We start from the raw sequence: 26,181 nt of genomic DNA, 5'->3' as shown, positions 1-26,181 counted from the left end.
AAATCAAAAGGAAACGCCACCTTCGCCGACCAGCTTCTCCAACGCCCAAATGAGGACGAAGTCGATCAGCACAATCAGCACGGCAAACGAGAAAACGGTAGGGTCGAGCGAAGACACGGTGCGGCTGTACATCCAGATCGGCACGGTCATGACGTCGATGGTGTAGAGGAAATAGGTCACGGTGAATTCGTTGAACGAGACGATGAACGCCAGCAGCATGCCCGCCAGAATCCCCGATTTCATCAGCGGCACCACCACATCGACAATCGCCCGCAGCGGTGAAGCACCGAGCATTTGCGCGGCCTCTTCGACTTCGCTGCCGATGGAGAGCATCGCCGCGGTGCAGTTTTTCACCACGAACGGCAGCGCCAGAATCACGTGGGCAATCACCAGCCGCGAGGTGGTGATGTGGAACGGCAGGCTGTCGAACACCAGCAGCAAGGCCAGGCCCAACACCACCATCGGGAACACCAGTGGCAGCGACATCAATTGCAAGGCCACAGCCTTGCCGCGGAACTCGCAACGGGTCAGGGCATAAGCTGCCGGCACCGCGATAATCGTGGCGAAAATCATGGTCAGGCAGGCCACCATCAGGCTGGTGGTCATGGCTTTGCCGAGGCTCAGCACATCGCTGGAATCCGGCGACACGAAGGTGTTCCAGGCGGCTTTGTACCATTGCAGGCTGTAGCTGCTCGGCGGGAAGTCGAGGTTCGACGCGCCGCTGAACGACATGACGATCATGGTCAGGATCGGCAGCACCGCCAGCAGCAAAATGAAGCCCGACAGGATGCCGGCGAACTTGCCGGTATCGCCCGGCAACAGCGACTGACGCTTCTTGATCACAGAGCTCATTGCGAAGCCTCCAGCATGCGCCGACGACGGCCAGTGATGTATTCGGACAAGGTCATGATCGCCAGGGTGGTAACGATCAGCACCACACCAGCAGCAGACGCGGCGGGCCAGTTCATCAGCGGGGCGATCTGGTCATGCACCATCACCGCCAGCATCGGCACGCGCCGACCACCGAGCAGCAGCGGCACCACAAAACTGCTGGCGTTGTAGGCGAACACCAGCGTCGCGCCGGTGATGATCCCCGGCAAACTCATCGGCAACACCACCTGGCGAAACACCTGCAAGCGACTGGCGCCCAGGGTGGCGGCGGCTTCTTCGTAAGTGCGAGCAACGCCGCGCATGGCGCTGGCAATCGGCAGCACGGCCAGCGGGAACGCGGTTTGCACCAGGCCCATCAACACGCCGTTCTGGTTGTAGAGCAGCATGATCGGGCGCTTGATCAGGCCCAGCCCCATCAGCGCCTGATTGAGCATGCCGCCAGGGCCGAGGATCACCAGCCAGCCGTAGCTTTGCAGCAGCAGGTTGACCAACAACGGCAGCAGCACCGCCGCGAGGAAAATCCGCCGCACAAACGGCGAGGTCAGCCGCGACATGGTGTAGGCCACCGGGATCGCCAGCAGCACCGCAATCACCGCGCTGATCAGCGCCAGGCGCAACGTCAGCAGCAACGATTTGAGGTAATAGGGTTCCAGCAATTGGGCGTAACTGGCCAGGCTGAAGCCAGACCACTCCGCGTCTTTGGTGCCGACGCTCATGCGCAGCACCAAGAGGCTCGCGGCAATCAGCACGCCGAGAAACAGCATCGACGGCGAAAGGAAAAGCCAGGCGCGCGCCGTCGGTGAGACACCCCGATTGATGCGCACTGGTGCGGCGCTTACCGGGTGAGTCAGAGGTTGATGTTCCATAGCAAGGGTCTCGTCAATGGAAAGCAGCTGAGCGAGCACAACCTTCAAAACCACCGTTAACCCTGTGGGAGCGGGCTTGCCCGCGATAGCAATCTGTCAGTCACATCATTATCGACAGGGAGGCCGTCATCGCGGGCAAGCCCGCTCCCACAGTGTTTTGCAGTGTTCTGAAAACCTGCGTTCGCCACTCGATCAGGAAGAAAAGATTTCCGTGTAACGACGAATCCATTGGTCATGCACGGTGGCCAGGAAGGCGTTGTCGTGCATGATCGCCTTCTCGGCAATCTGCTCCGGCGTGAGGATGTAGGGGCTCTTGCGCGCTTCGGCGGAGATGATCGCCTTGGCATTGACCGGGCCGTTGTAGATGTCTTCGGCCATCTTGCCCTGCACCAGCGGGTCCAGAGAGTGGTTGATGAAGGCATAGGCCAAGTCGATCTCGCCCGGGCGATTCTTCGGCATCACCGACAACATCAGGTCGGTGTAGAAGCCTTCCTTCATGCCGAAGGTGGCGCCCAGACCGTAGGCCGGATCGCGGATCTGTTTCGGGAAAAACGCTGGCGCGTACAAGCCGCCCATGTCCAGCGAACCGGTGCGGAACAGCTCGGCGATCTGGTTCGGGTTTTCGCCCAAGGTCACGACGCGATCTTTCAGCTCGGCGAGTTTCTTGAAGCCTGGCTCGATGTTGTGTTCGTCACCACCGGCCAGTTTGGCGGCGATGATGATCAGGTCCATGGCCTCGGTCCAGTTCGGCGGCGGCAGGAAGATGTTCGGCGACAGCTCCGCGTCCCACAGGGCGGCGTAGCTGTCCGGCGCTTCCTTGATGGTGCGGGTGCTGTAGACCAGGCTGTTGCACCACAGCAGATAACCGATGCCGTGACCGTTGGCGCCGGTGCGGTATTTTTCCGGCACGTCGATCAGGTTAGGGATGCGATTGAGATCGGGTTTTTCCAATAAGTTGGCGGCGGCCAGACCTTCGGCGCCGACGCCGGCCAGGGTGATGATGTCGTACTGCGGACGATCACCGCCGGCCTTGAGTTTGGCGACCATTTCCGAGGTGCTGCCGGTACGGTCGGCGATGACCTTGCAGCCGTACTTGGCTTCGAAGGTTGCCGCGATGTTGCGCAATGCCGCAAGGCCGGTGTCATCGGACCAGGTCAGCAAGCGCAGGGTCTTGCCCTGGAAGCGCGTATCGCTGGCATTGGCCTTGATGAACGGCATGCTCATGGCCGCCGCAGCCACGGACGCTACGCCCACGGTTTTGATGAATTGACGTCTGTTCAGATCGTGCTCGCCCATGAAGGACTCCCTTTGTTTTTTTAAGTATGAGGTTGGTCGCAACCGTTGCATCCGCGCGGCCAGATCAGCTTCAAGCCCCCGGTTTCAATGGGCCTTGGCGATGCCAGCGGGTTCATCCTGAGGTCGTGCAAAACACCTGACTATCGATAAAAACTCATTGAAGCCATGACGCTGGCGCATGCCTCATCGAGAGGCATGCGCTCACCTTTTTCGTGCTGTCAGACAGCCCGAATCACGTGTTTGATTTCCTGGAAAGCCTGCAAGCCCCACGGCCCCAATTCGCGACCGATGCTGCTCTGTTTGTAGCCACCCCAGGCGGTCTGCGGGAAGATCACTTGCGGCGCGTTGATCCACACGAGCCCCGCCTGCAAAGCGTTGGCGACCCGATCGGCCGCTTCGGCGTCGCGAGTGACCACGCTGGCCACCAGGCCGAACTGGCTGTCGTTGGCCAGGGCAATTGCCTCGGCTTCAGAGGTGAAACTGCGCACGCAGATCACCGGGCCGAAAATCTCTTCGCACCACAGCGCACTGTCGAGGGGCACGTCGATGAAAATCGTCGGCTGCAAAAAATAGCCGCGTGGCAGATCTGCCGGACGATTACCGCCGCAGATCAGCTTCGCCCCAGCACTCAAACCACGGTCGATGTGGCCCAGCACACGTTGGTATTGCGCCTGATTGACCAGTGCGCCCATTTCCACGTTCGGGTCGAACGGGTCGGCCACGCGAATAGCTTCGGCACGGGCCTTCAATCGCGCGACAAATTTATCCGCCAATTCGTCGGCGACCAGCACGCGGCTGGTGGCGGAACACATTTGCCCGGCATTGAAGAAGCCGCCACCGCAGGCCACTTCCACGGCCAGCTCGATGTCGGCATCGGCAAGTACCAGCAGCGAAGATTTGCCGCCGAGTTCGAGACTCACGCCTTTCACGGTTTCCGCCGCTCGCTGCATCACCTGCACGCCCACCGCGTTGCTGCCGGTGAAGGAAATCTTGGCGATGCGTGGGTCAGCCGACAGCGGTGCGCCGACGGCCAGACCGGTGCCGCAGACCAGATTGAACACACCGTTTGGCAGGCCCGCTTCAGCAATGATCGTCGCCAGTTCCAGCTCCGGTAGCGGCGTCACTTCTGACGGTTTGAGCACCACACAACAACCGGCGGCCAGGGCCGGGGCGAGTTTCCAGGCGGTGGTGACCATCGGGAAATTCCACGGCACGATCAGCCCCACCACACCGCACGGTTCGCGGCGTAAACGGGCGCTGAAATCGTCGCTCGGCAACGCCACGGCGCTGTCTTGCTTCGCGTCCAGGCCTTCGGCCAGACCGGCGTAATACTCGAAGGTGGCGATCACGTCGTCGACGTCGATGGCCGCTTCGAACAGCGGTTTGCCGTTGTTGCTCGACTGCAATTTCATCAACTGCTCGCGACCGGCCTGCACGCCTGCGGCGATTCTGCGCAGGATCGCCCCGCGCTCGGCGCCAGTGGTTTTCGACCATTCGTTGAAAGCGTTGGCCGCAGCCGTAACGGCCTGATCGACAGCGTGAGCATCGCCGCCGTTAACGGTGGTCAACAGGGCTTCGGTCGCCGGGTTGATCACGCGCAGATGTTCGCCTCCGGCGGACCATTGGCCATTGATGTACAAGCCATCCAAAGTAGTTGGAAAACTCATTTCGACACCGCCTTCATCCACTGGGCCTGATCAATTTCAATCAGGGACGGGCCCTGGCGATCGGTGGCGAGACGCAATGCACTGCGCAGTTCTTCGACACCACTAACCGCCTCGGCCGCGCAACCCAGGGCCTTGGCCACACCGATGAAGTCCGGGGTGTAGATGTCCACGCCTACCGGCTCGATGGCGCGGTTGACCATGTATTTCTTGATCTCTTCGTAGCCCTGGTTATTCCACAGCAGGACGATCACCGGGGTGCGTGCTTCCACCGCACTGGCCAATTCCGGCAGGGTGAATTGCAGACCGCCGTCGCCGATCAGGCACACCACCGGCGGGCGTGCGCCACCTTCGATGCTGCCACCGAGCCAAGCGCCAATCGCCGCCGGCAAGGCGTAACCGAGGGTGCCGTAACCGGTGGACGAGTTGAACCAGCGGCGCGGGCGCTCCGGGTTAAAGGTCAGGTTGCCGGTGTACACCGGTTGGGTCGAATCGCCGACGAACACCGCGTTTGGCAATTCGTACAGCACGGTTTCCAGGAAACGGGTCTGGGCCAGCGTCGGGGCGTCCCAGGACGCAGCCAGTTCATCGCGCAAACGCGCGGCCCGTACCTGGCCCCAATCGTTGCGACGCTCGGCCAGCGACTGGTGGGCCAGCGCACTCAGCAAGGCCTGAGCGGCGTTGCGCGAGTCGGCCACCAAGGCGACTTTCGGCGGGTAATTACGCACGGTCTGGTCGGAGTCGATGTCCACGCGCAGCAGCACGCCAGGAATTTCGAAGCCGCCAGCAAAGGTGACGTCGTAATCGGTTTCGGCCAGTTCGGTGCCGATGGCCAGCACCACGTCGGCCTCGGCGACCAGCGCGCGTGTGGCTACCAGGCTCTGGGTCGAACCGATCAGCAGCGGGTGACTGGACTCGAGCATGCCTTTGGCATTGATGGTCAGGGCCACTGGCGCATCCAGCAGTTCGGCCAGTTCAGTCAGCTCGGCCGCCGCATCGATGGCGCCACCACCGGCGAGAATCAACGGGCGCTTGGCACCGGCCAGCAAGTCGGTCATGCGGCTGATTGCGCTTGGCGAAGCACCGGCGCGGTCGATGTTGACCGGCACGCTGGCGAGCAAGTCATCGGCCTCTTCGACCAATACGTCCAACGGAATTTCGATGTGCACCGGACGTGGACGGCCAGCCTGGAACAGCGCGAAGGCGCGAGCCAGGACGCCCGGCAATTCAGCCGCCGACATCAAGGTGTGGGAGAACGCTGCCACGCCGCCGACCAGTGCGCTCTGGTTCGGCAGCTCATGCAACTTGCCGCGACCGCCACCCAATTGGCTGCGCGATTGCACGCTGGAGATCACCAGCATCGGGATCGAGTCGGCGTAAGCCTGGCCCATGGCGGTGGTGATGTTGGTCATGCCAGGGCCGGTGATGATGAAGCACACGCCCGGTTTGCCGCTGGTGCGAGCGTAACCGTCGGCCATGAAACCGGCGCCCTGTTCGTGACGTGGAGTGACGTGGTTGATGCTCGAACGGGCCAGCCCGCGATACAGCTCCACGGTGTGAACCCCGGGAATGCCGAACACCTGCTCGACCCCGTAACCTTCGAGTAACTTGACCAATACTTCGCCGCACGTCGCCATGTCTTTGCCCTTTTTGTTCGTTTGAGACGCCGGGCCTGCGCAGTGTTTATGATGGGTTGGCAGGTCCAGGGATGGCCTCATTGGAACGGGCGACACATAGCCGCAACAATGGATAAAAAGTCATACTAGCCATGTCCTCACGTCATACCTTGGATCCCAATGAAACGATTGCCTCCCCTGCCGGCGCTGCACACTTTTCTGATCACCGCGCAGTGCTGCAACTTCACCCGGGCCGCCGAACAACTGCACATCACCCAAGGCGCGGTGAGCCGGCAGATCGCCGGGCTGGAAGATCATCTGGGTTATGAGCTGTTCATTCGCCAGGCGCGGGGCTTGAGCCTGACCGCCGAAGGACGGGAGTGGTTGCCACGGGTGCAACAGATTTTCGGCCTGATCGACGAGGCGGTGGAGCAGATCGGCGAGAAGCGCGAAACCCTGCAATTGAAAGCGCCGACCTGCGTGATGCGCTGGCTGTTGCCACGCCTGTTGCAGTGGCAAAAGGAGCGCCCGGATGTACCGGTGGAATTGACCACCACGGTCAAACACGGCGTGGATTTTCATCGCGAGCAGTTCGATGCGGCGGTGATGTATGGCCCGCCGCCAGGCAGCTCACTGGCTTCCCGACATCTGTTCGATGAGCAACTGACGCCCGTGTGTTCCCGACCGATGCTTGAAGGGCCGATGGCTTTGCAGACGCCGGCCGATCTGCAACAGCACTTGTTGCTGCACCCCACCCGCGATGAACGGGACTGGAACGCCTGGCTGAAGGCCGCGGATATTCGGCTGAGCAATGTTGGCAAAGGTCAGCATTTCGAAACCCTGGACCTGGCGATGTCGATGGCGTCCCAGGGGACGGGCGTGGCGATTGGCGATTGGTCGTTGATCGGCGATGACCTGAGTGCCGGGCGGCTGGTCATGCCCTTTGAATTGAAGGTGAAAACCGGGTTGGCGTATTACCTGGTGTTTCCCGAAAAACCAGAGCCTTCGCCGAAATTGCGCGAATTGATGGGGTGGTTGGTGGAGCAGGCTCAATCACGGTAACCGCCCCCCGATGATCGTTCCCACGCTCCGCGTGGGGATGCAGCCCGGGACGCTCCGCGTCCCTTCAACAGCCGAACGCAGAGCGTCCGTTGAGGCATTCCCACGCAGAGCGTGGGAACGATCAGACGATCAATACCCGACAGTAAACCGTTGGCGGGAATGCTTCGGTGCTTCCACTTCATCAAGCAGCGCAATCGCGAAGTCAGCAAAAGTAATCCAGCTACGGCCTTCTGCGCTCACCAGCAAGTCATCCTTGCCGACCCGAAACGTGCTCGTGCGCTCACCTTCGACAAACTCCGCCGACGGCGACAGGAAGGTCCAGTCCAGGTCCTTTTCCCGACGCAAGGTATTGAGGAATTCGGCACCGGCGCTGGCTTCGGCCTTGTATTCCTCCGGGAAGCCTTCGCTGTCGATCACCCGAGAGCCGTCCGGCAGCAACAGCGAACCGGCACCGCCCACCACCAGCAGACGCTTGACCCCGGCCTGCTTCACCGGCTCGATAATCGCGCTGGCGGGGATGGTGGAGAAATGCGCAGCGCTGATCACCGCATCATGCCCGGCCACGGCGGCTTGCAGAGCAGCAGCATCGAGCACGTCGACGTTTTTGCTCACCACACCGGCACGCGGGGAGATTTTCGAGGTGTCGCGGGCGATGGCAGTGACACTATGACCGCGACGCAGGGCTTCTTCCAACAGTTGGCTACCGGCACGACCGGTGGCACCGATGATTGCGATGTTGCTCATGACGTTTCTCCAGTTGGCTTGGGTGAATCTGTATTTATGATCGTTCCCACGCTCCGCGTGGGAATGCAGCCCGGGACGCTCCGCGTCCCTTCCAAAGCCGAACGCGGAGCGTCCGTTGAGGCATTCCCACGCAGAGCGTGGGAACGATCAGTTGAGTGCGACGGATTACCACTTCATCTCACCTTTGGCGACTTTGGCGCTCAGCTCCAGCGAGCTTTCTTCGCCCAGGCTCGGGTAGCGTTTTTTCATTGCGGCGATCAGTTCGGCAGCGTCTTTCGCCTTGGCGGTTTCTTCGTCGAAAGCCTTGATGTAATCGGCAGTGAACTGCACCGCCGCCAGAGAGCGAGCGCTCTCACCGAGGTAGTGACCCGGCACAATGGTGGTCGGCTTCAGCGCTTCAATCGCCTGCAACGTTGTCAGCCAATAGGCATGAGATTGCGGGGTCTGGGTGTCGGCCATCCACACATGAATGTTTTCGGCAACAACCACGCCACCGACCACCGCCTTGATCGACGGGATCCACACAAAGCTGCGATCCGGCTGCTTGCCGTCCAGGCCGATCACCTGCAATTTCTGCCCTTCCAGCATCAGGCTGTCGCCCTTGAGCACCTGCGGCACGATGGTTTTGTTCGGTACATCAGCGCCCATTTTCGGACCCCAGAACGCCAGTTTGCCGTCGACGGTTTTTTTGATGTGATCAACCGTCGGTTGCGAGGCCAGCACCTTGGCTTTCGGGAACGCTTGGGTCACGGTGTCGAGGCCGAAGTAGTAATCCGGGTCACCGTGGCTGATGTAGATGGTGGTCAGTTGCTTGCCGCTGGCGCGGATTTTTTCCACTACCTGTTCGGCCTGGGCTTTGCCGAATTGCGCGTCCACCAGAATCGCTTCCTTCTCGCCGCTGACCAGCACCGAGGTCACCGGGAAGATCGCGTGGGTGCCGGGGTTGTAGACGTCCAGCGTCAGAGTGGACGCCGCAGCGGCATGGGTCGCGAAGCCGAGCGTGGCAGTTGCCAGAAGAATGCGTTTGATTGAAGTGAAGCCGATCATCTGTTGCTCCGTTGTCCGAATGCCGTGCTTGGCGATGGGACAGAGCTTAGTTGCCTGGTTCGATACAAAAAATGCGATGCTTGAACATAGTTTGTTTCTGAAAGCGGGCAAATCATGGATCGTCTACAAGCAATGCGGGTGTTCGTCACGGTGGTGGACCTGGGCAGCCAGTCGGCCGCCGCCGATCACCTGGACCTTTCACGGCCGGTGGTTTCACGCTATCTGGCAGAGCTGGAAGATTGGGTTGGCGCACGCCTGATGCACCGCACCACACGCAAATTGAGCCTGACCGCCGCCGGTACGGAAATTCTGCCGCGCTGTCGGCAGATGCTCGATTTGTCCACCGACATGCAGGCCGCCGTCAGCGAGCCGGACGACGCACCGCGAGGCCTGCTGCGGATCAGCGTCAGCACCTCGTTCGGCCAGGCGCAACTGGCGGACGCCATGGCGGCTTACGTCAAACGTTATCCCGGCGTCAGCATCGATATGCAAATGCTCGACCGCACAGTGAACCTGGTGGATGAACGCATCGACCTGGCCATCCGCACCAGCAACGACCTGGACCCGAACCTGATCGCCCGGCGCCTGACGGTCTGCCGCTCAGTGATCTGCGCCTCTCCCGCTTACCTGCGCGAACACCCGACGCCGCAACGGGTCGAGGACCTCAGCCTGCACAACTGCCTGACACATTCCTACTTCGGCAAAAGCCTCTGGCATTTCGACCAGAACGGCGAGCCCGTCTCAGTGCCGGTGCAGGGCAACATCAGCGCCAACGAAGCCAGCACGCTGTTGCGCGCGACGATCGCCGGCGCCGGTGTGGCGATGCTGCCGAGCTATCAGGCGGGAGTGCATATCCACAGCGGCGAACTGATCCGCCTGCTGCCCCAGGCCGAGCCCCGGCAGATGAACATCTATGCGGTGTATGCCTCACGCAAACACATGCCGGCGGCGTTGCGCAGCATGCTGGATTTTCTGGTGATCAGATTTCCCGAAGAGCCGGGGTGGGACATCGGTCTGTAAACACCTCCCCTGTGGGAGCTGGCTTGCCTGCGATGGCGTCGTCACATCCAACAATGATGCTGACTGATAGCCCGCTAACGCAGGCAAGACAGCTCCCACAGGGAATATCAGTGTTCTGAATATCGCGTTAACGGCGAAGGCCGCTTTGCTGGCAACTCACTGGCGCTGACCTATGCTCAAAGCAGTACCGAAAGGTATTCGTTCAGAGGTCAACGCCATGAACATCAAAACAAGAAGATACCTCGCCATTTTTATCACTTGCGCGGCGACGCTGGCGCTGTATGGCACAGCCGCCTGGCGGGTCGAGCAGTTACGACAAGTGCCCCGTGAATACGCGAGCTGCAACTTTGAACGCTGCATTCCCCACAACGCGACCCTCAACGCCCTCCGATGACGATCTCACCTGTGGCGAGGGAGCTTGCTCCCGTTGGGTCGCGAAGCGGCCCCAGCATTTCAATGAGAACACCGCATTCACCGAATTACGACTGCTGCGCAGCCGAACGGGGCAAGCCCCCTCGCCACAGGATTCAGGCCCCGTTGTCCTGATCGGCCTTCAAGCGGTCGCGAAAGGCCTTGGGCGAAATGCCCACGCGACGCCTGAACAGGCGTGTGAAGTTGGTCGGATCGGAAAACCCCAACACGTCGGACATTTCATAAATGGTCATGCTGGTGTAGGTCAGCAAGCGCTTGGCCTCCAGCAATTGACGCTCATGCATGATCTGCAACGCCGGTTGCCCCGCCAATTCACGGCACGTGCCGTTGAGATGAGACACGGAAATCCCCAGCCGATGAGCCAGGTCCTCGACCTTGACGTGCTGGCGATAGGTTTCTTCCACCAGTTGAATAAAGCCGTTGAGGTATTCCCGGGCCCGCTGCGGACGCTGAGTGGCGGTTTGGCGCTGAATCACCTGACGGCTGATCCACACCATAATCACGCTGACCAGCGAATGCATGAGCATTTCCCGCGCCGGTTGATGGCCGGTGTACTCGCTTTGCAGCGCCGAAAACAGGCTGTTGAGGTACTCGCTGTCCTTGCCCGCCGGGTAGCTTTCGGCCTGTGCCAGAGCGTTCACCGAATTGCCCAGTTGTGCTTGCAGGTGAGCGATCAGCGGCGCGGCCAGCGTGACGACGAAACCTTCGACGTCCTCGGAAAAGCGATAACCATGCACCGATAACGGCGGCAGAATCAGGATTGCCGGCTCGGTCAATTTTGAGCGTTTGCCTTCGATCTCAAGCTCTGCCTGACCTTTGAAGACGAAGAGCAACTGACACAAATCGGCGTGGCGATGGGGTTTGATTTCCCATTGATGTTCGCGGCTGCGTTTGGAAATGGTTTCACAGTGCAACAAGTCAGGGGTCGGCCAGTCCAGGCTTTCACCGTAGAGTTTGAACACCGGAATCGATGGCAGGTCAGGCTTGTTCATCACTTCAATCCAGGCCTCGAGGGTAACGGGGCGATAATCGCACCGATTGGCAGAATGTACAGGTATCGGCTCAGTTTTCCCCTTCAATTGACAGACCCGCAAGTGAAAAATGCAAGTACTCGATCCATAAAAATCATTCACCGGCCTTGGTCGTGTGGAGCTTGCGAGTCATAAAAACAATGAAAACACTGAAAACCCAAGTCGCGATCATCGGTGCCGGCCCCTCTGGCTTGCTACTCGGCCAATTGCTGCATAACGCCGGCATCGACACTCTGATCCTCGAGCGCCAGACCCCGGACTACGTGCTCGGACGTATCCGCGCCGGTGTCCTCGAACAAGGCATGGTAGAGCTGTTGCGTCAGGCCGGGGTGGGTCAGCGCATGGATGCCGAAGGGCTGGTCCATGCAGGCTTCGAACTGGCCCTCGACGGGCGCCGGGTACACATCGATTTGCAGGCGCTGACTGGCGGCAAAACTGTAACGATCTATGGCCAGACCGAGGTCACCCGCGATCTGATGGCCGCTCGTCGGGACGGCGGTGCACAGACGATCTATGAAGCCAGCAATGTCGTCCCCCACGGCATGAAAACCGCCGAACCCTTTGTCACCTTCGACAAGGACGGCGAAACGTATCGACTCGATTGTGACTACATCGCCGGTTGCGACGGCTTCCATGGCGTGGCGCGACAATCGATCCCCGCTGACTGCCTGAAGGTGTTCGAGCGGGTGTATCCGTTCGGCTGGCTGGGGATTCTCGCTGACACGCCACCGGTGCATGAAGAGTTGGTCTATGCACGGCACGAACGGGGTTTTGCGTTGTGCAGCATGCGTTCGCCGACACGCACCCGTTATTACCTTCAGGTCCCGGCCCAGGACAAAGTTGAAGACTGGTCCGATCAACGCTTCTGGGATGAGCTCAAATCCCGTCTGCCAGCCGCCCTCGCCGACGCGCTGGTGACCGGTCCGTCGATCGAAAAAAGCATCGCGCCGCTGCGCAGTTTCGTGGTCGAGCCGATGCAGTACGGGCGGATGTTCCTGGTCGGCGACGCCGCTCACATCGTCCCGCCCACCGGCGCCAAGGGTTTGAACCTGGCGGCCAGTGACGTCAGTACGTTGTTCAATATTCTGCTGAAGGTGTACCGCGAAGGGCGTGTGGATTTGCTGGAGAAGTATTCCGAGGTCTGCTTGCGTCGGGTGTGGAAAGCCGAGCGGTTTTCCTGGTGGATGACCTCGATGTTGCATCGCTTCGACGAGCACGACGCGTTCAGCCAGCGCATCAGCGAATCGGAACTGGCCTATTTCGTGGACTCTGAGGCGGGCCGAAAAACCATTGCCGAAAATTACGTCGGGCTTCCATACGAGGCTATCGAATAGCCTACTACCGATCTACACTGGCGAGCATCCCGCTCGCCTTGCCCGCTGCGGGCCCATTACTGCCCGCAGGTTTTACCCGTGACCAATCTCAACCAGCCTGAAACGCCCAAACCGGCCATTCGCAGCGTGCTGATCGCCCTGATGCTGGCGATCTTTCTGGGCGCGCTGGACCAGACCATCGTCGCCGTGTCGATGCCGGCCATTTCCGCGCAATTCAAGGATGTCAGCCTGCTGGCCTGGGTGATTTCCGGGTACATGGTGGCGATGACTGTGGCGGTGCCGATCTACGGCAAACTCGGCGATCTGTATGGCCGCCGCAAATTGATGCTGTTCGGCATGGGGCTATTCACCCTGGCGTCGTTGTTCTGCGGCATGGCGCAGAGCATGGAGCAATTGGTGCTGGCGCGGATCCTTCAGGGCATCGGCGCCGGCGGGATGATTTCGGTGAGCCAGGCAATCATCGGCGACATCGTTCCACCCCGCGAACGCGGTCGCTATCAGGGTTACTTCAGCAGCATGTACGCGGTGGCCAGCGTGGCCGGCCCGGTTCTCGGTGGCTACATGACCGAATACCTGTCCTGGCGCTGGGTGTTCCTGATCAATATTCCACTGGGCCTGGTTGCCTGGCGGGTGGCCCACCGCACGCTGGTGGGGCTGCCAGTGCCGCAGCGCAAGCCGATCATCGACTACTTCGGCACATTGCTGATGATCATCGGCCTGACGGCGTTGTTGCTGGGCATTACTCAGGTTGGCCAGGGCTATTCGTGGCGCAGCACCGAAGTGTCGGGGTTGCTCGGTTGTGCGGTGGTGGTGCTGGCCGTGTTCGTCTGGCATGAACGGCGGGCGCGGGAACCGTTGCTGCCGATGCATTTGTTCGCCAATCGCAGTGCGATTCTTTGCTGGTGCACGATTTTCTTCACCAGTTTCCAGGCGATTTCCTTGATTGTGCTGATGCCGCTGCGCTTCCAGAGCGTCACCGGCGCCGGGGCCGACAGCGCTGCGCTGCATCTGTTGCCGCTGGCCATGGGCTTGCCAATAGGCGCGTATTTCGCCGGACGCCAGACCTCGGTGACCGGTCGTTACAAACCGATGATCCTGACCGGCGCCCTGCTGATGCCGTTCTCGATTCTCGGCATGGCGCTCAGTGCGCCTCAGGCGTTTGTGCTGAGCAGCCTGTTCATGTTGCTCAGCGGCATCGCCAGCGGCATGCAGTTCCCGACATCGTTGGTGGGTACGCAAAACTCGGTGGAACAACGGGACATCGGCGTCGCCACCAGCACCACCAATCTGTTTCGCTCTCTGGGTGGTGCAGTGGGCGTGGCGTTGATGTCGGCGCTGTTGCTGGCGTTGTTACAGGATTCGAGTTTCGCTCATCTGGCGGGCTCGTCGTTGATGGCCGAAGGGAGTTCGGGGAATGTCTTGCTCGATGGTTTGAACGCCGCTCCAGGGGATGCACAAAACGCTCTGCGGGCTGAACTGCTGCTGACCTTTCGGCATTTGCTGATGGTCAGCGCGGCGGTGTCGCTGCTGGGGCTGGCGGCGGCGATTGCCATGCCGAATAGAGTGTTGCGGGGGCGGGAGGACACGGTTCGCTAACCCCACCGACCGATCATTCCCACGCTCTGCGTGGGAACGATCAACGCCACAGGCCCCATCACTGCATCGCGCTATTGAGACCGGGTGCGCAGCTGTTGCTGCAGATTCTGGATCTGTGCCTGCAGGGTGTTGATATTGCGGGTGACCTGGCCACGGAAGGCGTCGAACTCGGCGATGTTGGTGCCACCTTGCGCGGCGGCCGGGCGGTTGTCCTGTTGGCTTTTGAGCACGATCATTTCTTGCTCCAGGCGCTCGATGGCGGCGCTCGGGTTGCCTTGTTTCTTCAGCGCGACGATGTCAGCGCCCAGGCTTTTCAGTTGGGCGTCGAATTGGCTGGTATCGTCCGACGCGCTCTTCAACGCGGCCAGTTCGCCGCTCAAGGCTTTGACCTGGGCCTGCAACTGAGCATTGGCGGTTTGTTGTTCGGTGGCTTGTGCGGTCATTTGCGCCAGACGCTTGTCCAGTTCGGAGGTCTGGCCGAGTACGCCTTTGCTCTGGTCCTGAAGCTTGCTTTCCAGCTGCTTGCTCTGGTCCTGGAGTTTGCCTTCGAGCTGTTTGATTTGCAGCTTCAACGCTTCACTGCCTGTGTTTACGTTGGACTGGCTGGCCACGACCTTGCCGGAAATGTCCTGCAAGCGCCCCGCCGCTTCCTCACTGATGCGCGCGAAACTTTCCTGGGTCGCCACCAGTTGCTGTTCCATCAGCGAGATCTGCTGAAAACTCCACCAGGCAAGGCCGGCGAAGGCAAAGAACAACGCGCCGACCAATGCCCACAGGGGGCCGGTGCTCGGGCCTTTGACCTTGACCACCGGTGCGGTGCGCGAATGCACGGCAGTGCGAGCGGTGGTCGGAAAATCATCGTCATCGAGGCTGTCGGCGCGCAGGCTCGGGACATCGAAGTCGTCGTTGGCATCGTTACGCATGGGCATTAGGGTCAACCTTTGTGGAACGCGGTGATGGCTTGATGCGGCGAAGTATAACCCCCGCTGCCGCACCGGTTGACCCTGAACCCCGAACTCGGTTCAGTAAGGGGCCGTCCTTGTGTGTCAGCGAATGTCCTGAGCCTTCCACCAGCCGCAGAACTCATCAAGGGCGGTCCAGAGGCTGACTTTCGGATCGTAGTCCAGATAATGCCGTGCGCGGCTGATGTCCAGGGTGAAGTTTTTGTTCATGACTTGCATGCCCAGCCGCGACAGGGTCGGCTCGGGACGACCTGGCCACAGCTTGCACACACCCTCGTTGAGCGCGGCAAGGCTGTAGGCCAGACCGTAGGAACGGTAACGGGTAACCTGTGGGACATCCATCTGACGCATCACGTAATTCACCACATCCCACAACGGAACCGGCGCTCCGTTGCTGATGTTGTAGGCCTTGCCCAACGCCGAACCACTGGCCAGCAAGCTGCTGAGCAACGCTTCATTGAGGTTTTGCACGCTGGTGAAGTCGACCTTGTTCAGGCCATTGCCGATGATCGCCAACCGCCCCTTGCGCTGCATCTTCAGCAGTCTCGGGAAAATGCTCATGTCGCCGGCGCCCGTCACGAAACGCGGGCGCAGGGCCAGGGTTTCGAGGCCGAATTCCTGCGCCCCAAAGACTTTTTGCTCGGCCAGGTATTTGGTTGCGGCGTAGGGATGTTTGAAGCGCTTGGGCACCTGGTCTTCGGTCAACCCCAGATGATCGCGGCCATCGAAGTAGATCGACGGCGACGACAAGTGCACCAGACGCCGGACCCGTTGTTTCAGACAGGCTTCGACCACGTTCTCGGTGACTTCGACGTTACCCTGATGAAAGTCCTGATACCGCCCCCACAAACCCACTGCGCCGGCGCAATGGACCACAGCTTCGACGTCTGAACACAGGTCGCGAGCCAGTTGCGGGTCGCTCAAGTCGCCCTGAATGAACTCGGCGCCACGGCGCACCAGATGCTCGACGCTTTCGGCCCGGCGACCGTTGACCCGCACGTCCAGGCCCTGCTCCAGGGCGAAACGCGCAAAGCGTCCGCCAATGAAGCCGCTTGCGCCGGTGACCAGAATCTTCATGAATTGCTCCGAATATTTCGTTTTGCGTTTTGCGCTTTGCATATTGCGTAGGGCGTAGGGCGCAGGGCATGAGGTCTTGACGCTGCCCGTCAGCCCAACGGCACCAGCCATTGCTTTGACGAGCGCACCAATTGATCGGTGAGTAACCCCAACAGCTGACCGCCATTGCGCCAATGATGCCAGTACAGCGGCACATCGATCGGCTTATCTGGCAAAAGCTCCTGCAGGATGCCGCGCTCAAGTTGCTCGCGCACCTGCAATTCAGGCACCAGGCCCCAGCCAAGCCCTGCTTCCGTGAGACGAAGAAACCCTTCGGACGATGGGCATAAATGGTGTTCGAAACCGCCCTCCACACCGAGGGATGCGAGGTAGCGATGCTGTAGGAAATCATCCGGGCCAAACACCAGGGCCGGGGTTTTGGCTAACTGATCGGCACGCACACCGTCGGGAAAATGCCGGGCAATAAACGCCGGGCTCGCCATCGCTCGGTAACGCATCGCCCCCAACAGCACGCTGCGCGCACCAGCCACCGGTCGCTCACTGGCGCAGACACACGCCGCCACTTCACCTGCGCGCATGCGTTTGAGGCCGACGGTCTGGTCTTCTACCACCAAGTCGAGCAGCAAATGTTGTTCCGCACAAAAGTCCCCCACCGCCTGTGCCCACCAAGTCGCAAGACTGTCGGCATTCAGAGCGATACGCAGGCGTTCCGGCAGGCCTTCTTCGTCCAGCGCCGGGACCAACGTTTGTAGATCGCGCTCAAGCAATCGCACCTGCTGCACATGGTTGAGCAATCGCCGGCCAATCTCCGTCGGCGCCGGGGGGGTGACCCGCACCAGCACCGGTTGGCCGACCCGTGCCTCCAGCAGTTTGATCCGCTGGGAGATGGCCGATTGGGACAACCCCAGCACCTGCGCGGCGCGTTCGAATCCGGCCTGTTCGATCACCGCGGCGAGCGCGGAAAGTAATTTGTAGTCGAACATCAGTTTTCCTAATGGGCGATCAGGACTATTGGTTTTTCTTATACAGCCTCGAACCGGAGAATGGCCAGCAAGAACTCTTGAACAAGGATCACCGACATGGCTGGCGAAACGTCATTGGCAACCCTGCTGCGCAGCATGAGCCCGCAACTCAACGACGGCGAATACGTGTTCTGCACGTTGCGCGACGGCAAGCTGCCCGCCGGCCTTGAGATTGTCGGCAGTTTTCGTGAACAGGAAGGGCTGACGCTGATTCTGCAACGTTCCGACGCCGAAAAGGCCGGTTTCAGCTTCGACTACGTCGCCGCCTGGATCACCTTGAACGTGCACTCGGCCCTCGAAGCCGTCGGCCTGACCGCCGCGTTCGCCACGGCGCTGGGCCAGGCCGGCATCAGTTGCAACGTGATCGCCGGGTATTACCACGACCATTTATTCGTCGGCCAGGCCGATGCCGAACGCGCCGTGCAGGTCCTGCGGGATCTGGCGGCCAACGCGGAGTAATACGTATGTGGCAAAGCTATGTGAACGGCCTGTTGGTGGCCGCGGGGCTGATCATGGCGATCGGCACCCAGAATGCGTTTGTGTTGGCGCAAAGTCTTCGGCGTGAACATCACCTGCCGGTGGCGGCGCTCTGCGTGACCTGCGATGCGTTGCTGGTGGCCGCCGGAGTGTTCGGCCTGGCGACGGTGCTGGCGCAAAACCCGACCCTGCTGGCTATCGCCCGTTGGGGTGGCGCGGCGTTTCTGCTGTGGTATGGCAGCCTGGCGCTGCGTCGGGCCTGCTCGAAACAAAGCCTGCAACAGGGTGAAAATCAGACCGTGCGCTCGCTGCGGGCGGTGTTGCTCAGCGCATTGGCGGTGACACTGCTCAACCCGCACGTTTATCTGGACACCGTTTTGCTGATCGGTTCTCTCGGCGCACAACAAACCGAGCCCGGTGCTTATGTGGTGGGCGCGGCCAGTGCGTCACTGTTGTGGTTTTTCACTTTAGCCCTTGGCGCGGCATGGCTGGCGCCGTGGCTGGCACGGCCAGGCACCTGGCGAATTCTCGACCTGTTGGTCGCTGTCATGATGTTCACAGTAGCGTTCCAGTTAATCATCGCTTCATGATTTATTCCAAAAGGCTCTGGAACCTCTATTCCACACAGTTGTTGCGTGGTTATGCCGCACCCCCGGTGCTATGATCCGATCCCTGCGCCGCAAAGAGTACAAACTCCCCGGCGCATGTCTGGCCGCCCGTGATCGGCCTTGCGCTCACCGCAACTGACCTGATTAGGAGAATCATCATGGCTTTCGAATTGCCGCCGCTGCCTTACGCGCACAATGCCCTGCAGCCGCACATTTCAGAGGAAACTCTGCAATACCACCACGACAAGCACCACAACACCTACGTCGTGAACCTGAACAACCTGGTGCCAGGCACCGAGTTCGAAGGCAAGACCCTGGAAGAAATCGTCAAGACTTCCTCGGGCGGTATCTTCAACAACGCCGCTCAGGTCTGGAACCACACTTTCTACTGGAACTGCCTGGCGCCAAACGCCGGCGGTCAACCAACCGGCGCACTGGCTGATGCCATCAACGCCGCTTTCGGTTCGTTCGACAAGTTCAAGGAAGAGTTCAGCAAAACCTCCATCGGCACCTTCGGTTCCGGTTGGGGCTGGCTGGTGAAAAAGGCTGACGGTTCCCTGGCCCTGGCCAGCACCATCGGCGCCGGCAACCCGCTGACCAGCGGCGACACCCCGCTGCTGACCTGCGACGTCTGGGAACACGCTTACTACATCGACTACCGCAACCTTCGTCCGAAGTACGTCGAAGCGTTCTGGAACCTGGTCAACTGGAAGTTCGTGGCTGAGCAGTTCGAAGGCAAAACCTTCACCGCTTAAGCTTCGCGCCAGTCAAGAAACCCGGCTTTTTTGCCGGGTTTTTTATGGGCTCGGGAAATGGGTACATTCCTACAGCCGCCTTCGTGGGCAAGCCTCGCTCCAGAGGAGCGGTCACAAAATCTGTGTACGACACAATTCCTGTGGGAGCGGGCTTGCCCGCGATAGCGGTGTGCCAGGCCCAGGGATGTTGGATGTGCCGCCGTCATCGCGGGCAAGCCCGCTCCCACAGGATTGCGGTGTATCTGAGAGCTACGCCGGGTCGACGTTATCCAGCGCCCGGTTCACCGCCAACTCCGCCACCATGATGATCTGCTGAATCGCCAACGCTATATGGCGCTGCGGGCCGATCAGATTGTTGGCGAAATCGCTGGCCAGGACACTCGCTGACGCCAACGATTCGTAGGCGTGGGCCAGCAGGCTTTCGGTGCCGGCATCCGGGGCGACCATAAACATCGTGCTGGGACGACGGGGTTTTTCGGTGTATTGCGCCGGGGGATCAAGGTAGTAATCAAGGGCGCGTTTTATCGCTTCGCGGTCTTTGAGTAATTCTTCGGTGCGCGAAGCTTCGGCGTTGGGGGTGGTGGTGTTGAAGGGTGGGTCGGGGATTAACTTATCCATACAAACTCCTGCTGAAATGGTGCCACCACTCGCCGGATCTCAAGCGGCTAAGAGGTGGCAGCTATGTGCAGAGTGAGATCACCGGTAGCAGGCACCCGGCCAGACCGAAGTCTGCCCGCACACAGCCGCCATAACGCATTTACAGGCAGCGGATAAGCTGGCGCCAATTATGGTGGTATTGGCGCTAGATGCATACTAGTTGCCGGGGATCTCACGCCCGGTCGCTGAATTTGCAGCGACAGCCAAAGGTTAGGGAATCCGCTTCCCACCCGGCAACCTGAAAAATGCGTGGGAAAGATCTGCGTTCTGACAAGCCCATTAAACAACCCATACCAGACGCCGGTCTCTGTAAGAGGGAGCATTCCCACAACACGAGTGGCATTCGCCCTCTTGCCCCCACACCACAGCGGGCTAACATCAACCACAAGGAAAAATTGTCCCGCGCCCCTCAAGTTGAGGGCCCCAACAACCGACACAGTGCTAATAGGGCAAATACTCCAAACAACAGCATATCGGCCAAGCTACCGGCAAAATCCCCTGGGTTGGATTGTCCCTTTGACTGACATCACGGGATTGCCAATACTCATGGCAACTTGACGCTACCCGCACGGAACAAGGAATTACCCTTTGAAGCTGGAACTCAAGAACAGCTTGTCGGTGAAGTTGCTCCGGGTCGTGCTCCTGTCGGCATTGATCGTCGGCGTGGTCTTGAGCTGCGCGCAGATCGTTTTCGATGCCTATAAAACACGCCAGGCCGTGGCCAGCGATGCCCAGCGCATCCTCGATATGTTCCGCGACCCTTCGACCCAGGCCGTCTATAGCCTGGACCGGGAAATGGGCATGCAGGTGATCGAAGGCCTGTTTCAGGACGACGCCGTGCGCATGGCCTCCATCGGCCATCCTAATGAAGCCATGCTTGCGCAAAAAACCCGTGAACTGCAGCACTCCAACAGCCGCTGGCTGACTGACTTGATCCTCGGCAACGAACGCACCTTCACCACCCAACTGGTGGGCCGCGGGCCCTACAGCGAGTACTACGGCGACCTGAGTATCACTCTCGACACCGCCACCTATGGCAAGGGCTTCATAGTCAGCTCGGTGATCATCTTCATCTCTGGCGTATTGCGCGCCCTGGCCATGGCCCTGGTGCTGTATCTGGTCTATCACTGGCTGCTGACCAAACCGCTGTCGCGGATTATCGAACACCTGACCGAAATCAACCCGGACCGGCCCAGCGCCCACAAGATTCCGCAGCTCAAGGGTCATGAGAGAAACGAGCTGGGGGTCTGGATCAACACCGCCAACCAGTTGCTCGAATCCATCGAGCGCAACACTCACCTGCGCCACGAAGCGGAAAACAGCCTGCTGCGCATGGCCCAGTACGACTTCCTCACCGGTTTGCCGAACCGCCAGCAATTGCAGCAACAACTGGACAAAATCCTCGTCGACGCCGGCAAATTGCAGCGTCGGGTCGCGGTGTTGTGTGTCGGGCTCGATGATTTCAAAGGCATCAACGAACAGTTCAGCTATCAGACCGGCGACCAGTTGCTGCTGGCCCTGGCCGATCGCCTGCGAGCCCACAGCGGCCGCCTCGGCGCCCTCGCCCGCTTGGGGGGCGACCAGTTCGCACTGGTCCAGGCCGACATCGAACAACCCTATGAAGCGGCCGAACTGGCCCAAAGCATTCTCGATGATCTGGAAGCGGCGTTCGCCCTTGATCATCAGGAAATCCGCCTGCGCGCCACCATCGGCATCACCCTGTTCCCCGAGGACGGTGACAGCACCGAGAAGTTGCTGCAAAAAGCCGAGCAGACCATGACCCTGGCCAAGACTCGCTCGCGCAACCGTTATCAGTTCTATATCGCCAGCGTCGACACGGAAATGCGTCGGCGCCGCGAGCTGGAAAAAGACCTGCGCGATGCCTTGATCCGCGACCAGTTCTACCTCGTTTACCAGCCGCAGATCAGCTACCGCGATCATCGCGTGGTGGGCGTCGAGGCGTTGATTCGCTGGCAGCATCCCGAACACGGGCTGGTGCCGCCGGACCTGTTCATCCCGCTGGCCGAGCAGAATGGCACCATCATCGCCATCGGCGAATGGGTGCTGGATCAGGCCTGCAAACAATTGCGCGAATGGCACGATCAGGGTTTCGAGCTGCGCATGGCGGTGAACCTGTCCACCGTGCAACTGCACCACGCCGAGTTGCCGCGGGTGGTCAATAACCTGCTGCAGATGTATCGCCTGCCACCGCGCAGCCTGGAACTGGAAGTCACCGAAACCGGCCTGATGGAAGACATCAGCACCGCCGCTCAGCACTTGCTGAGCCTGCGTCGCTCCGGTGCGCTGATCGCCATCGACGACTTCGGCACCGGTTATTCATCACTGAGCTATTTGAAAAGCCTGCCGCTGGACAAGATCAAGATCGATAAGAGCTTCGTTCAGGATCTGCTCGATGACGACGACGATGCGACTATCGTTCGGGCCATCATTCAGTTGGGCAAGAGCCTGGGCATGCAGGTGATTGCCGAAGGCGTGGAAACCGCCGAGCAAGAGGCCTACATCATCTCCGAAGGCTGCCATGAAGGTCAGGGCTATCACTACAGCAAACCGCTGCCTGCGCGGGAATTGAGTGCCTACCTAAAGCAAGCCCAGCGCACTAACGCATTCATTCTCTGAAACAGCCTTTGTAGCAGATGGAAAAACCCTGTGGCGAGGGAGCTTGCTCCCGCTCGGCTGCGTAGCAGTCGCAATCAGGTTGACGCGATACTTCTGGCAGAACCGGGTTGCAAAATTTTGGACAGCTTCGCCGTCCAGCGGGAGCAAGCTCCCTCGCCACAGGGCTTCGCCAGTTGCTATAGATCATGTTCCTGGCATTTAGCCGCGCGAATAAGAAATATTTACAAGCACAACCCTTTACACATAATGCGAAAGATTTGCATTATGTCGCAGTTTTGCGTGCGCCCCGCGCGCGTCCAATCAATCACCGAAGCAGGATGTTCGCCATGATTCGTATGCCTCTGGCCACCGCCAGTCTGCTGGCCATCGCTATTTCCCTCGCCGGTTGCGGCGAAGGCAAAGACAAGGCTGCCGCTCCGCAAGCGCCGACCCCGGCCGCCAGCACCACTGCTCCGGCTGCGCCTGCTGCTGCCGGTAAAGTCGATGAAGCCGCCGCCAAGGCTGTGGTCGCGCACTACGCCGACATCGTCTTCGCCGTTTACAGCGATGCCGAATCCACCGCGAAAACCCTGCAAACCACCGTCGACGCGTTCCTCGCCAAGCCGAACGCCGACACCCTGAAAGCCGCCAAGGCTGCCTGGGTCGCGGCCCGCGTACCTTACCTGCAGAGCGAAGTGTTCCGCTTCGGCAACACGATCATCGACGACTGGGAAGGTCAGGTGAACGCCTGGCCACTGGACGAAGGCCTGATCGACTACGTCGACAAATCCTACGAACACGCACTGGGTAACCCGGGCGCCACCGCCAACATCATCGCCAACACTCAGGTTCAGGTCGGCGAAGACAAGGTCGACGTGAAAGACATCACCCCGGAAAAACTCGCCAGCCTGAACGAGCTGGGCGGTTCCGAGGCCAACGTCGCCACCGGCTACCACGCCATCGAATTCCTGCTCTGGGGCCAGGACCTGAACGGCACCGGCCCTGGCGCCGGCAACCGTCCGGCTACCGATTTCCTGGAAGGCAAAGGCGCTACCGGCGGTCACAACGATCGTCGTCGCGCTTACCTGAAATCCGTGACCCAACTGCTGGTCAACGACCTGCAAGAAATGGTCGGTAACTGGAAGCCGAACGTGGCCGACAACTACCGCGCCACGCTGGAAGCGGAACCGGCTGAAACCGGTCTGCGCAAAATGCTGTTCGGCATGGGCAGCCTGTCCTTGGGCGAACTGGCGGGCGAGCGCATGAAGGTTTCCCTGGAAGCCAACTCTCCGGAAGACGAACAGGATTGCTTCAGCGACAACACCCACAACTCGCACTTCTACGATGCCAAAGGCGTGCGTAACGTGTACCTGGGCGAATACACCCGCGTCGATGGCACCAAAATGACCGGCGCCAGCCTGTCGTCGCTGGTGGCCAAAGCCGACCCTGCTGCCGATACCGCGTTGAAAGCTGACCTGGCCGCCACCGAAGCCAAGCTTCAGGTCATGGTCGATCACGCCAACAAGGGTGAGCACTACGACCAACTGATCGCTGCCGGCAACACCGCAGGCAACCAGATCGTGCGCGACGCCATCGCCTCGCTGGTCAAGCAGACCGGTTCGATCGAAGCGGCCGCTGGCAAACTGGGCATCAGCGATCTGAACCCGGACAACGCTGATCACGAGTTCTGATCAACGCTGGCTGAGCGAAAAGGCGATCTTCGGGTCGCCTTTTTCATGCCTGATTTTTGAGTGATGCTGATGGCCTCATCGCGAGCAAGCCACGCTCCCACAGGTTCAGTGCAAGACCTGTGGGAGCGGGCTTGCCCGCGATGGCCGCGACGCGGTCTCAAATCAAACCCTGCGCCACATCAACCAAACGATAATTCCTCTTATTCAAACTCCCCTGCCCTGTTAGACTTTGCGCCCTTGTTTTGCTCGTCTTGCAGGATGTCCGATGCCCTCGCTGCCTCTTCGCTTGTCCGCACTGTTGCTGGCCCTGGGCCTGAGTGCCTGCGATGACGCCCCGCGTTTTACCCAGGCCGAGCCCGGTGAAGCCCGGTCCGGCGGCAGCGCAACGGTGCGCAAGACCGATCAGAACGCATTCTCCCTGCCGTCCGCCAATCTGCCGCCGTCACGGCGCGTCGATTTCAGCGTCGGCAACAGTTTTTTTCGCAGCCCCTGGGTGATCGCGCCGTCGACCACCACCGCCCGCGATGGCCTTGGCCCGTTGTTCAATACCAACGCCTGCCAGAACTGCCACATCAAGGACGGGCGCGGTCACCCTCCCGCGCCCGATGCACCGAACGCGGTGTCGATGCTGGTGCGCCTGTCGATTCCTGACGCGCCGGCCTACGCCAAGGTCATCGAGCAACTGGGCGTGGTGCCGGAGCCGGTCTACGGCGGCCAGTTGCAGGACATGTCGGTGCCCGGCGTCGTCCCGGAAGGCAAAGTACGCGTCGATTACACAGCGGTCCCGGTGCGTTTCAAAGACGGCAGCGAAATCGAGTTACGTAAGCCGACCCTGCAGATCACTCAACTCGGCTACGGCCCGATGCACCCCGACACGCGTTTCTCGGCGCGCATCGCACCGCCGATGATTGGCCTGGGCTTGCTTGAAGCGATCCCCGACGAGGCCATCCTGGCCAACGCCGAGGCTCAGGCGCGAGAGAAAAATGGCATCGCCGGACGACCGAACCGGGTCTGGGATGACGCGCAGCAGAAGACTGTTCTCGGACGATTTGGCTGGAAAGCCGGGCAACCGAACCTCAATCAACAAAATGTTCACGCGTTCTCGGGTGATATGGGCCTCACCACCAGCCTGAAGCCCATTGATGACTGCACCGACGCACAAACCGCTTGCAAGCAGGCGCCCAACGGCAATGGCCCGGATGGCGAGCCGGAAGTCAGCGACAACATTCTGCGTCTGGTGCTGTTCTACAGCCGTAACCTCGCGGTGCCGGCCCGTCGCGATGTCGGCGCGCCGCAAGTGCTGGCCGGCAAGAATCTGTTTTTCCAGGCCGGATGCCAGTCCTGCCACACCCCGAAATACACCACCGCCGCCAATGCCGCGGAACCTGAACTGGCTAATCAAGTGATTCGCCCTTACAGCGATCTGCTGCTGCATGACATGGGCGACGGCCTGGCCGACAACCGCAGCGAATTCCAGGCCAGTGGCCGCGACTGGCGCACGCCGCCGTTGTGGGGCATCGGCCTGACGCAGGCGGTCAGCGGCCACACCCAATTTTTGCATGACGGCCGCGCCCGTAACCTGCTCGAAGCCGTGCTCTGGCATGGCGGCGAGGCAAAGGCGGCGCAGCAACAGGTTTTGTCTTTCAATGCCGAGCAGCGCGCGGCGTTACTGGCGTTCTTGAATTCCCTTTAATACGTTTTCCTTCAGCGGGAGCCC

The 26,181-nt window shown here is 60.5% G+C and carries 23 protein-coding genes; 11 read left to right on the top strand and 12 right to left on the bottom strand.

The window, feature by feature from the left end; all coding sequences use genetic code 11:
• Positions 1-3: 3 nt before the first annotated feature.
• The 5 genes from PSH88_RS06815 to PSH88_RS06795 form a co-directional block, all read right to left on the bottom strand.
• Entirely contained in the window at positions 4-852 is an 849-nt protein-coding gene (locus tag PSH88_RS06815; protein WP_305425480.1) for an ABC transporter permease, read from the bottom strand.
• A complete protein-coding gene (locus tag PSH88_RS06810) occupies positions 849-1,757 on the bottom strand; it encodes an ABC transporter permease (RefSeq protein ID WP_305425479.1) in 909 nt (302 codons plus the stop codon). The genes PSH88_RS06815 and PSH88_RS06810 overlap by 4 nt, the downstream gene beginning before the upstream one ends.
• A 192-nt stretch (positions 1,758-1,949) precedes the next feature.
• A complete protein-coding gene (locus tag PSH88_RS06805) occupies positions 1,950-3,053 on the bottom strand; it encodes an ABC transporter substrate-binding protein (RefSeq protein WP_305425478.1) in 1,104 nt (367 codons plus the stop codon).
• A 218-nt stretch (positions 3,054-3,271) separates the two neighbouring features.
• Positions 3,272-4,720 (bottom strand): aldehyde dehydrogenase family protein, encoded by a 1,449-nt coding sequence (locus PSH88_RS06800; protein ID WP_305425477.1) that lies wholly within the window; start codon positions 4,718-4,720, stop codon positions 3,272-3,274.
• Positions 4,717-6,354, bottom strand: coding sequence for a 5-guanidino-2-oxopentanoate decarboxylase (locus PSH88_RS06795; RefSeq protein ID WP_305425476.1), 1,638 nt, complete (start codon positions 6,352-6,354; stop codon positions 4,717-4,719). The genes PSH88_RS06800 and PSH88_RS06795 overlap by 4 nt, the downstream gene beginning before the upstream one ends.
• A 159-nt stretch (positions 6,355-6,513) precedes the next feature.
• On the opposite strand from PSH88_RS06795, the gene PSH88_RS06790 reads away from it, so the two are divergent.
• Entirely contained in the window at positions 6,514-7,395 is an 882-nt protein-coding gene (locus PSH88_RS06790) for a LysR substrate-binding domain-containing protein (RefSeq protein WP_305425475.1), read from the top strand.
• Between the two features lie 129 nt (positions 7,396-7,524).
• Here the strand turns inward: PSH88_RS06790 and PSH88_RS06785 are convergent, their stop codons facing one another.
• Together PSH88_RS06785 and PSH88_RS06780 are read right to left on the bottom strand one after the other, a co-directional pair.
• Positions 7,525-8,139, bottom strand: coding sequence for an NAD(P)-dependent oxidoreductase (locus PSH88_RS06785; RefSeq protein WP_305425474.1), 615 nt, complete (start codon positions 8,137-8,139; stop codon positions 7,525-7,527).
• A gap of 165 nt (positions 8,140-8,304) precedes the next feature.
• A complete protein-coding gene (locus PSH88_RS06780; RefSeq protein WP_305425473.1) occupies positions 8,305-9,186 on the bottom strand; it encodes an MBL fold metallo-hydrolase in 882 nt (293 codons plus the stop codon).
• Between the two features lie 114 nt (positions 9,187-9,300).
• Here PSH88_RS06780 and PSH88_RS06775 point away from each other — a divergent pair, with 114 nt between their 5' ends.
• Both PSH88_RS06775 and PSH88_RS06770 read left to right on the top strand, forming a co-directional pair.
• Positions 9,301-10,206, top strand: coding sequence for a LysR family transcriptional regulator (locus PSH88_RS06775; protein WP_305425471.1), 906 nt, complete (start codon positions 9,301-9,303; stop codon positions 10,204-10,206).
• Positions 10,207-10,378: 172 nt separating this feature from the next.
• Complete coding sequence (locus tag PSH88_RS06770) at positions 10,379-10,600, top strand: hypothetical protein (protein WP_305427086.1); 222 nt, start codon at positions 10,379-10,381, stop codon at positions 10,598-10,600.
• 133 nt (positions 10,601-10,733) lie between these two features.
• Here the strand turns inward: PSH88_RS06770 and PSH88_RS06765 are convergent, their stop codons facing one another.
• The gene (locus tag PSH88_RS06765) at positions 10,734-11,630 is read right to left on the bottom strand and encodes a helix-turn-helix domain-containing protein (RefSeq protein ID WP_305425470.1); all 897 of its coding nucleotides are present in this window, start codon (positions 11,628-11,630) and stop codon (positions 10,734-10,736) included.
• 188 nt (positions 11,631-11,818) lie between these two features.
• On the opposite strand from PSH88_RS06765, the gene pobA reads away from it, so the two are divergent.
• On the top strand, positions 11,819-13,003 hold the full coding sequence (gene pobA / locus PSH88_RS06760) for a 4-hydroxybenzoate 3-monooxygenase (RefSeq protein WP_305426953.1): 1,185 nt from the start codon (positions 11,819-11,821) through the stop codon (positions 13,001-13,003).
• A gap of 78 nt (positions 13,004-13,081) precedes the next feature.
• Entirely contained in the window at positions 13,082-14,599 is a 1,518-nt protein-coding gene (locus PSH88_RS06755) for an MDR family MFS transporter (RefSeq protein ID WP_305425469.1), read from the top strand.
• Between the two features lie 71 nt (positions 14,600-14,670).
• On the opposite strand, the gene PSH88_RS06750 is transcribed toward PSH88_RS06755, so the two are convergent.
• From PSH88_RS06750 to PSH88_RS06740, 3 genes are all read right to left on the bottom strand, one after another.
• A complete protein-coding gene (locus PSH88_RS06750; RefSeq protein WP_305425468.1) occupies positions 14,671-15,528 on the bottom strand; it encodes an ATPase in 858 nt (285 codons plus the stop codon).
• Positions 15,529-15,645: 117 nt separating this feature from the next.
• Positions 15,646-16,638, bottom strand: coding sequence for an NAD-dependent epimerase/dehydratase family protein (locus tag PSH88_RS06745; RefSeq protein ID WP_305425467.1), 993 nt, complete (start codon positions 16,636-16,638; stop codon positions 15,646-15,648).
• Positions 16,639-16,727: 89 nt separating this feature from the next.
• Positions 16,728-17,621 (bottom strand): LysR family transcriptional regulator ArgP, encoded by an 894-nt coding sequence (locus PSH88_RS06740; protein ID WP_305483491.1) that lies wholly within the window; start codon positions 17,619-17,621, stop codon positions 16,728-16,730.
• Between the two features lie 96 nt (positions 17,622-17,717).
• Between PSH88_RS06740 and PSH88_RS06735 the strand changes: the two genes are divergently transcribed.
• From PSH88_RS06735 to PSH88_RS06725, 3 genes are all read left to right on the top strand, one after another.
• Positions 17,718-18,119 carry an ACT domain-containing protein gene (locus tag PSH88_RS06735; RefSeq protein ID WP_305425465.1) on the top strand — a complete coding sequence of 134 codons (402 nt, stop codon included), beginning with the start codon at positions 17,718-17,720 and terminating at the stop codon, positions 18,117-18,119.
• Between the two features lie 5 nt (positions 18,120-18,124).
• A complete protein-coding gene (locus tag PSH88_RS06730) occupies positions 18,125-18,727 on the top strand; it encodes a LysE/ArgO family amino acid transporter (protein WP_305425464.1) in 603 nt (200 codons plus the stop codon).
• Positions 18,728-18,903: 176 nt separating this feature from the next.
• A complete protein-coding gene (locus PSH88_RS06725) occupies positions 18,904-19,500 on the top strand; it encodes a superoxide dismutase (protein WP_007938876.1) in 597 nt (198 codons plus the stop codon).
• A gap of 249 nt (positions 19,501-19,749) precedes the next feature.
• Here the strand turns inward: PSH88_RS06725 and PSH88_RS06720 are convergent, their stop codons facing one another.
• Positions 19,750-20,118: a DUF6124 family protein gene (locus tag PSH88_RS06720; RefSeq protein ID WP_305425463.1), complete on the bottom strand. Its 369-nt coding sequence runs from the start codon at positions 20,116-20,118 to the stop codon at positions 19,750-19,752.
• A 627-nt stretch (positions 20,119-20,745) separates the two neighbouring features.
• Here PSH88_RS06720 and PSH88_RS06715 point away from each other — a divergent pair.
• From PSH88_RS06715 to PSH88_RS06705, 3 genes are all read left to right on the top strand, one after another.
• Positions 20,746-22,794, top strand: coding sequence for a putative bifunctional diguanylate cyclase/phosphodiesterase (locus tag PSH88_RS06715; RefSeq protein WP_305425462.1), 2,049 nt, complete (start codon positions 20,746-20,748; stop codon positions 22,792-22,794).
• Between the two features lie 326 nt (positions 22,795-23,120).
• Positions 23,121-24,464, top strand: a complete 1,344-nt coding sequence (locus tag PSH88_RS06710; protein WP_305425461.1) for an imelysin family protein — start codon at positions 23,121-23,123, stop codon at positions 24,462-24,464.
• A 265-nt stretch (positions 24,465-24,729) separates the two neighbouring features.
• Positions 24,730-26,157, top strand: coding sequence for a di-heme oxidoreductase family protein (locus tag PSH88_RS06705; RefSeq protein WP_305425460.1), 1,428 nt, complete (start codon positions 24,730-24,732; stop codon positions 26,155-26,157).
• The last annotated feature ends 24 nt before the right edge of the window (positions 26,158-26,181 follow it).

Origin of the sequence: Pseudomonas wuhanensis, assembly GCF_030687395.1 — a bacterium.
In the GTDB taxonomy this organism is placed as follows: domain Bacteria; phylum Pseudomonadota; class Gammaproteobacteria; order Pseudomonadales; family Pseudomonadaceae; genus Aquipseudomonas; species Aquipseudomonas wuhanensis.
This window is presented reverse-complemented; position numbering and strand designations above follow the sequence as displayed.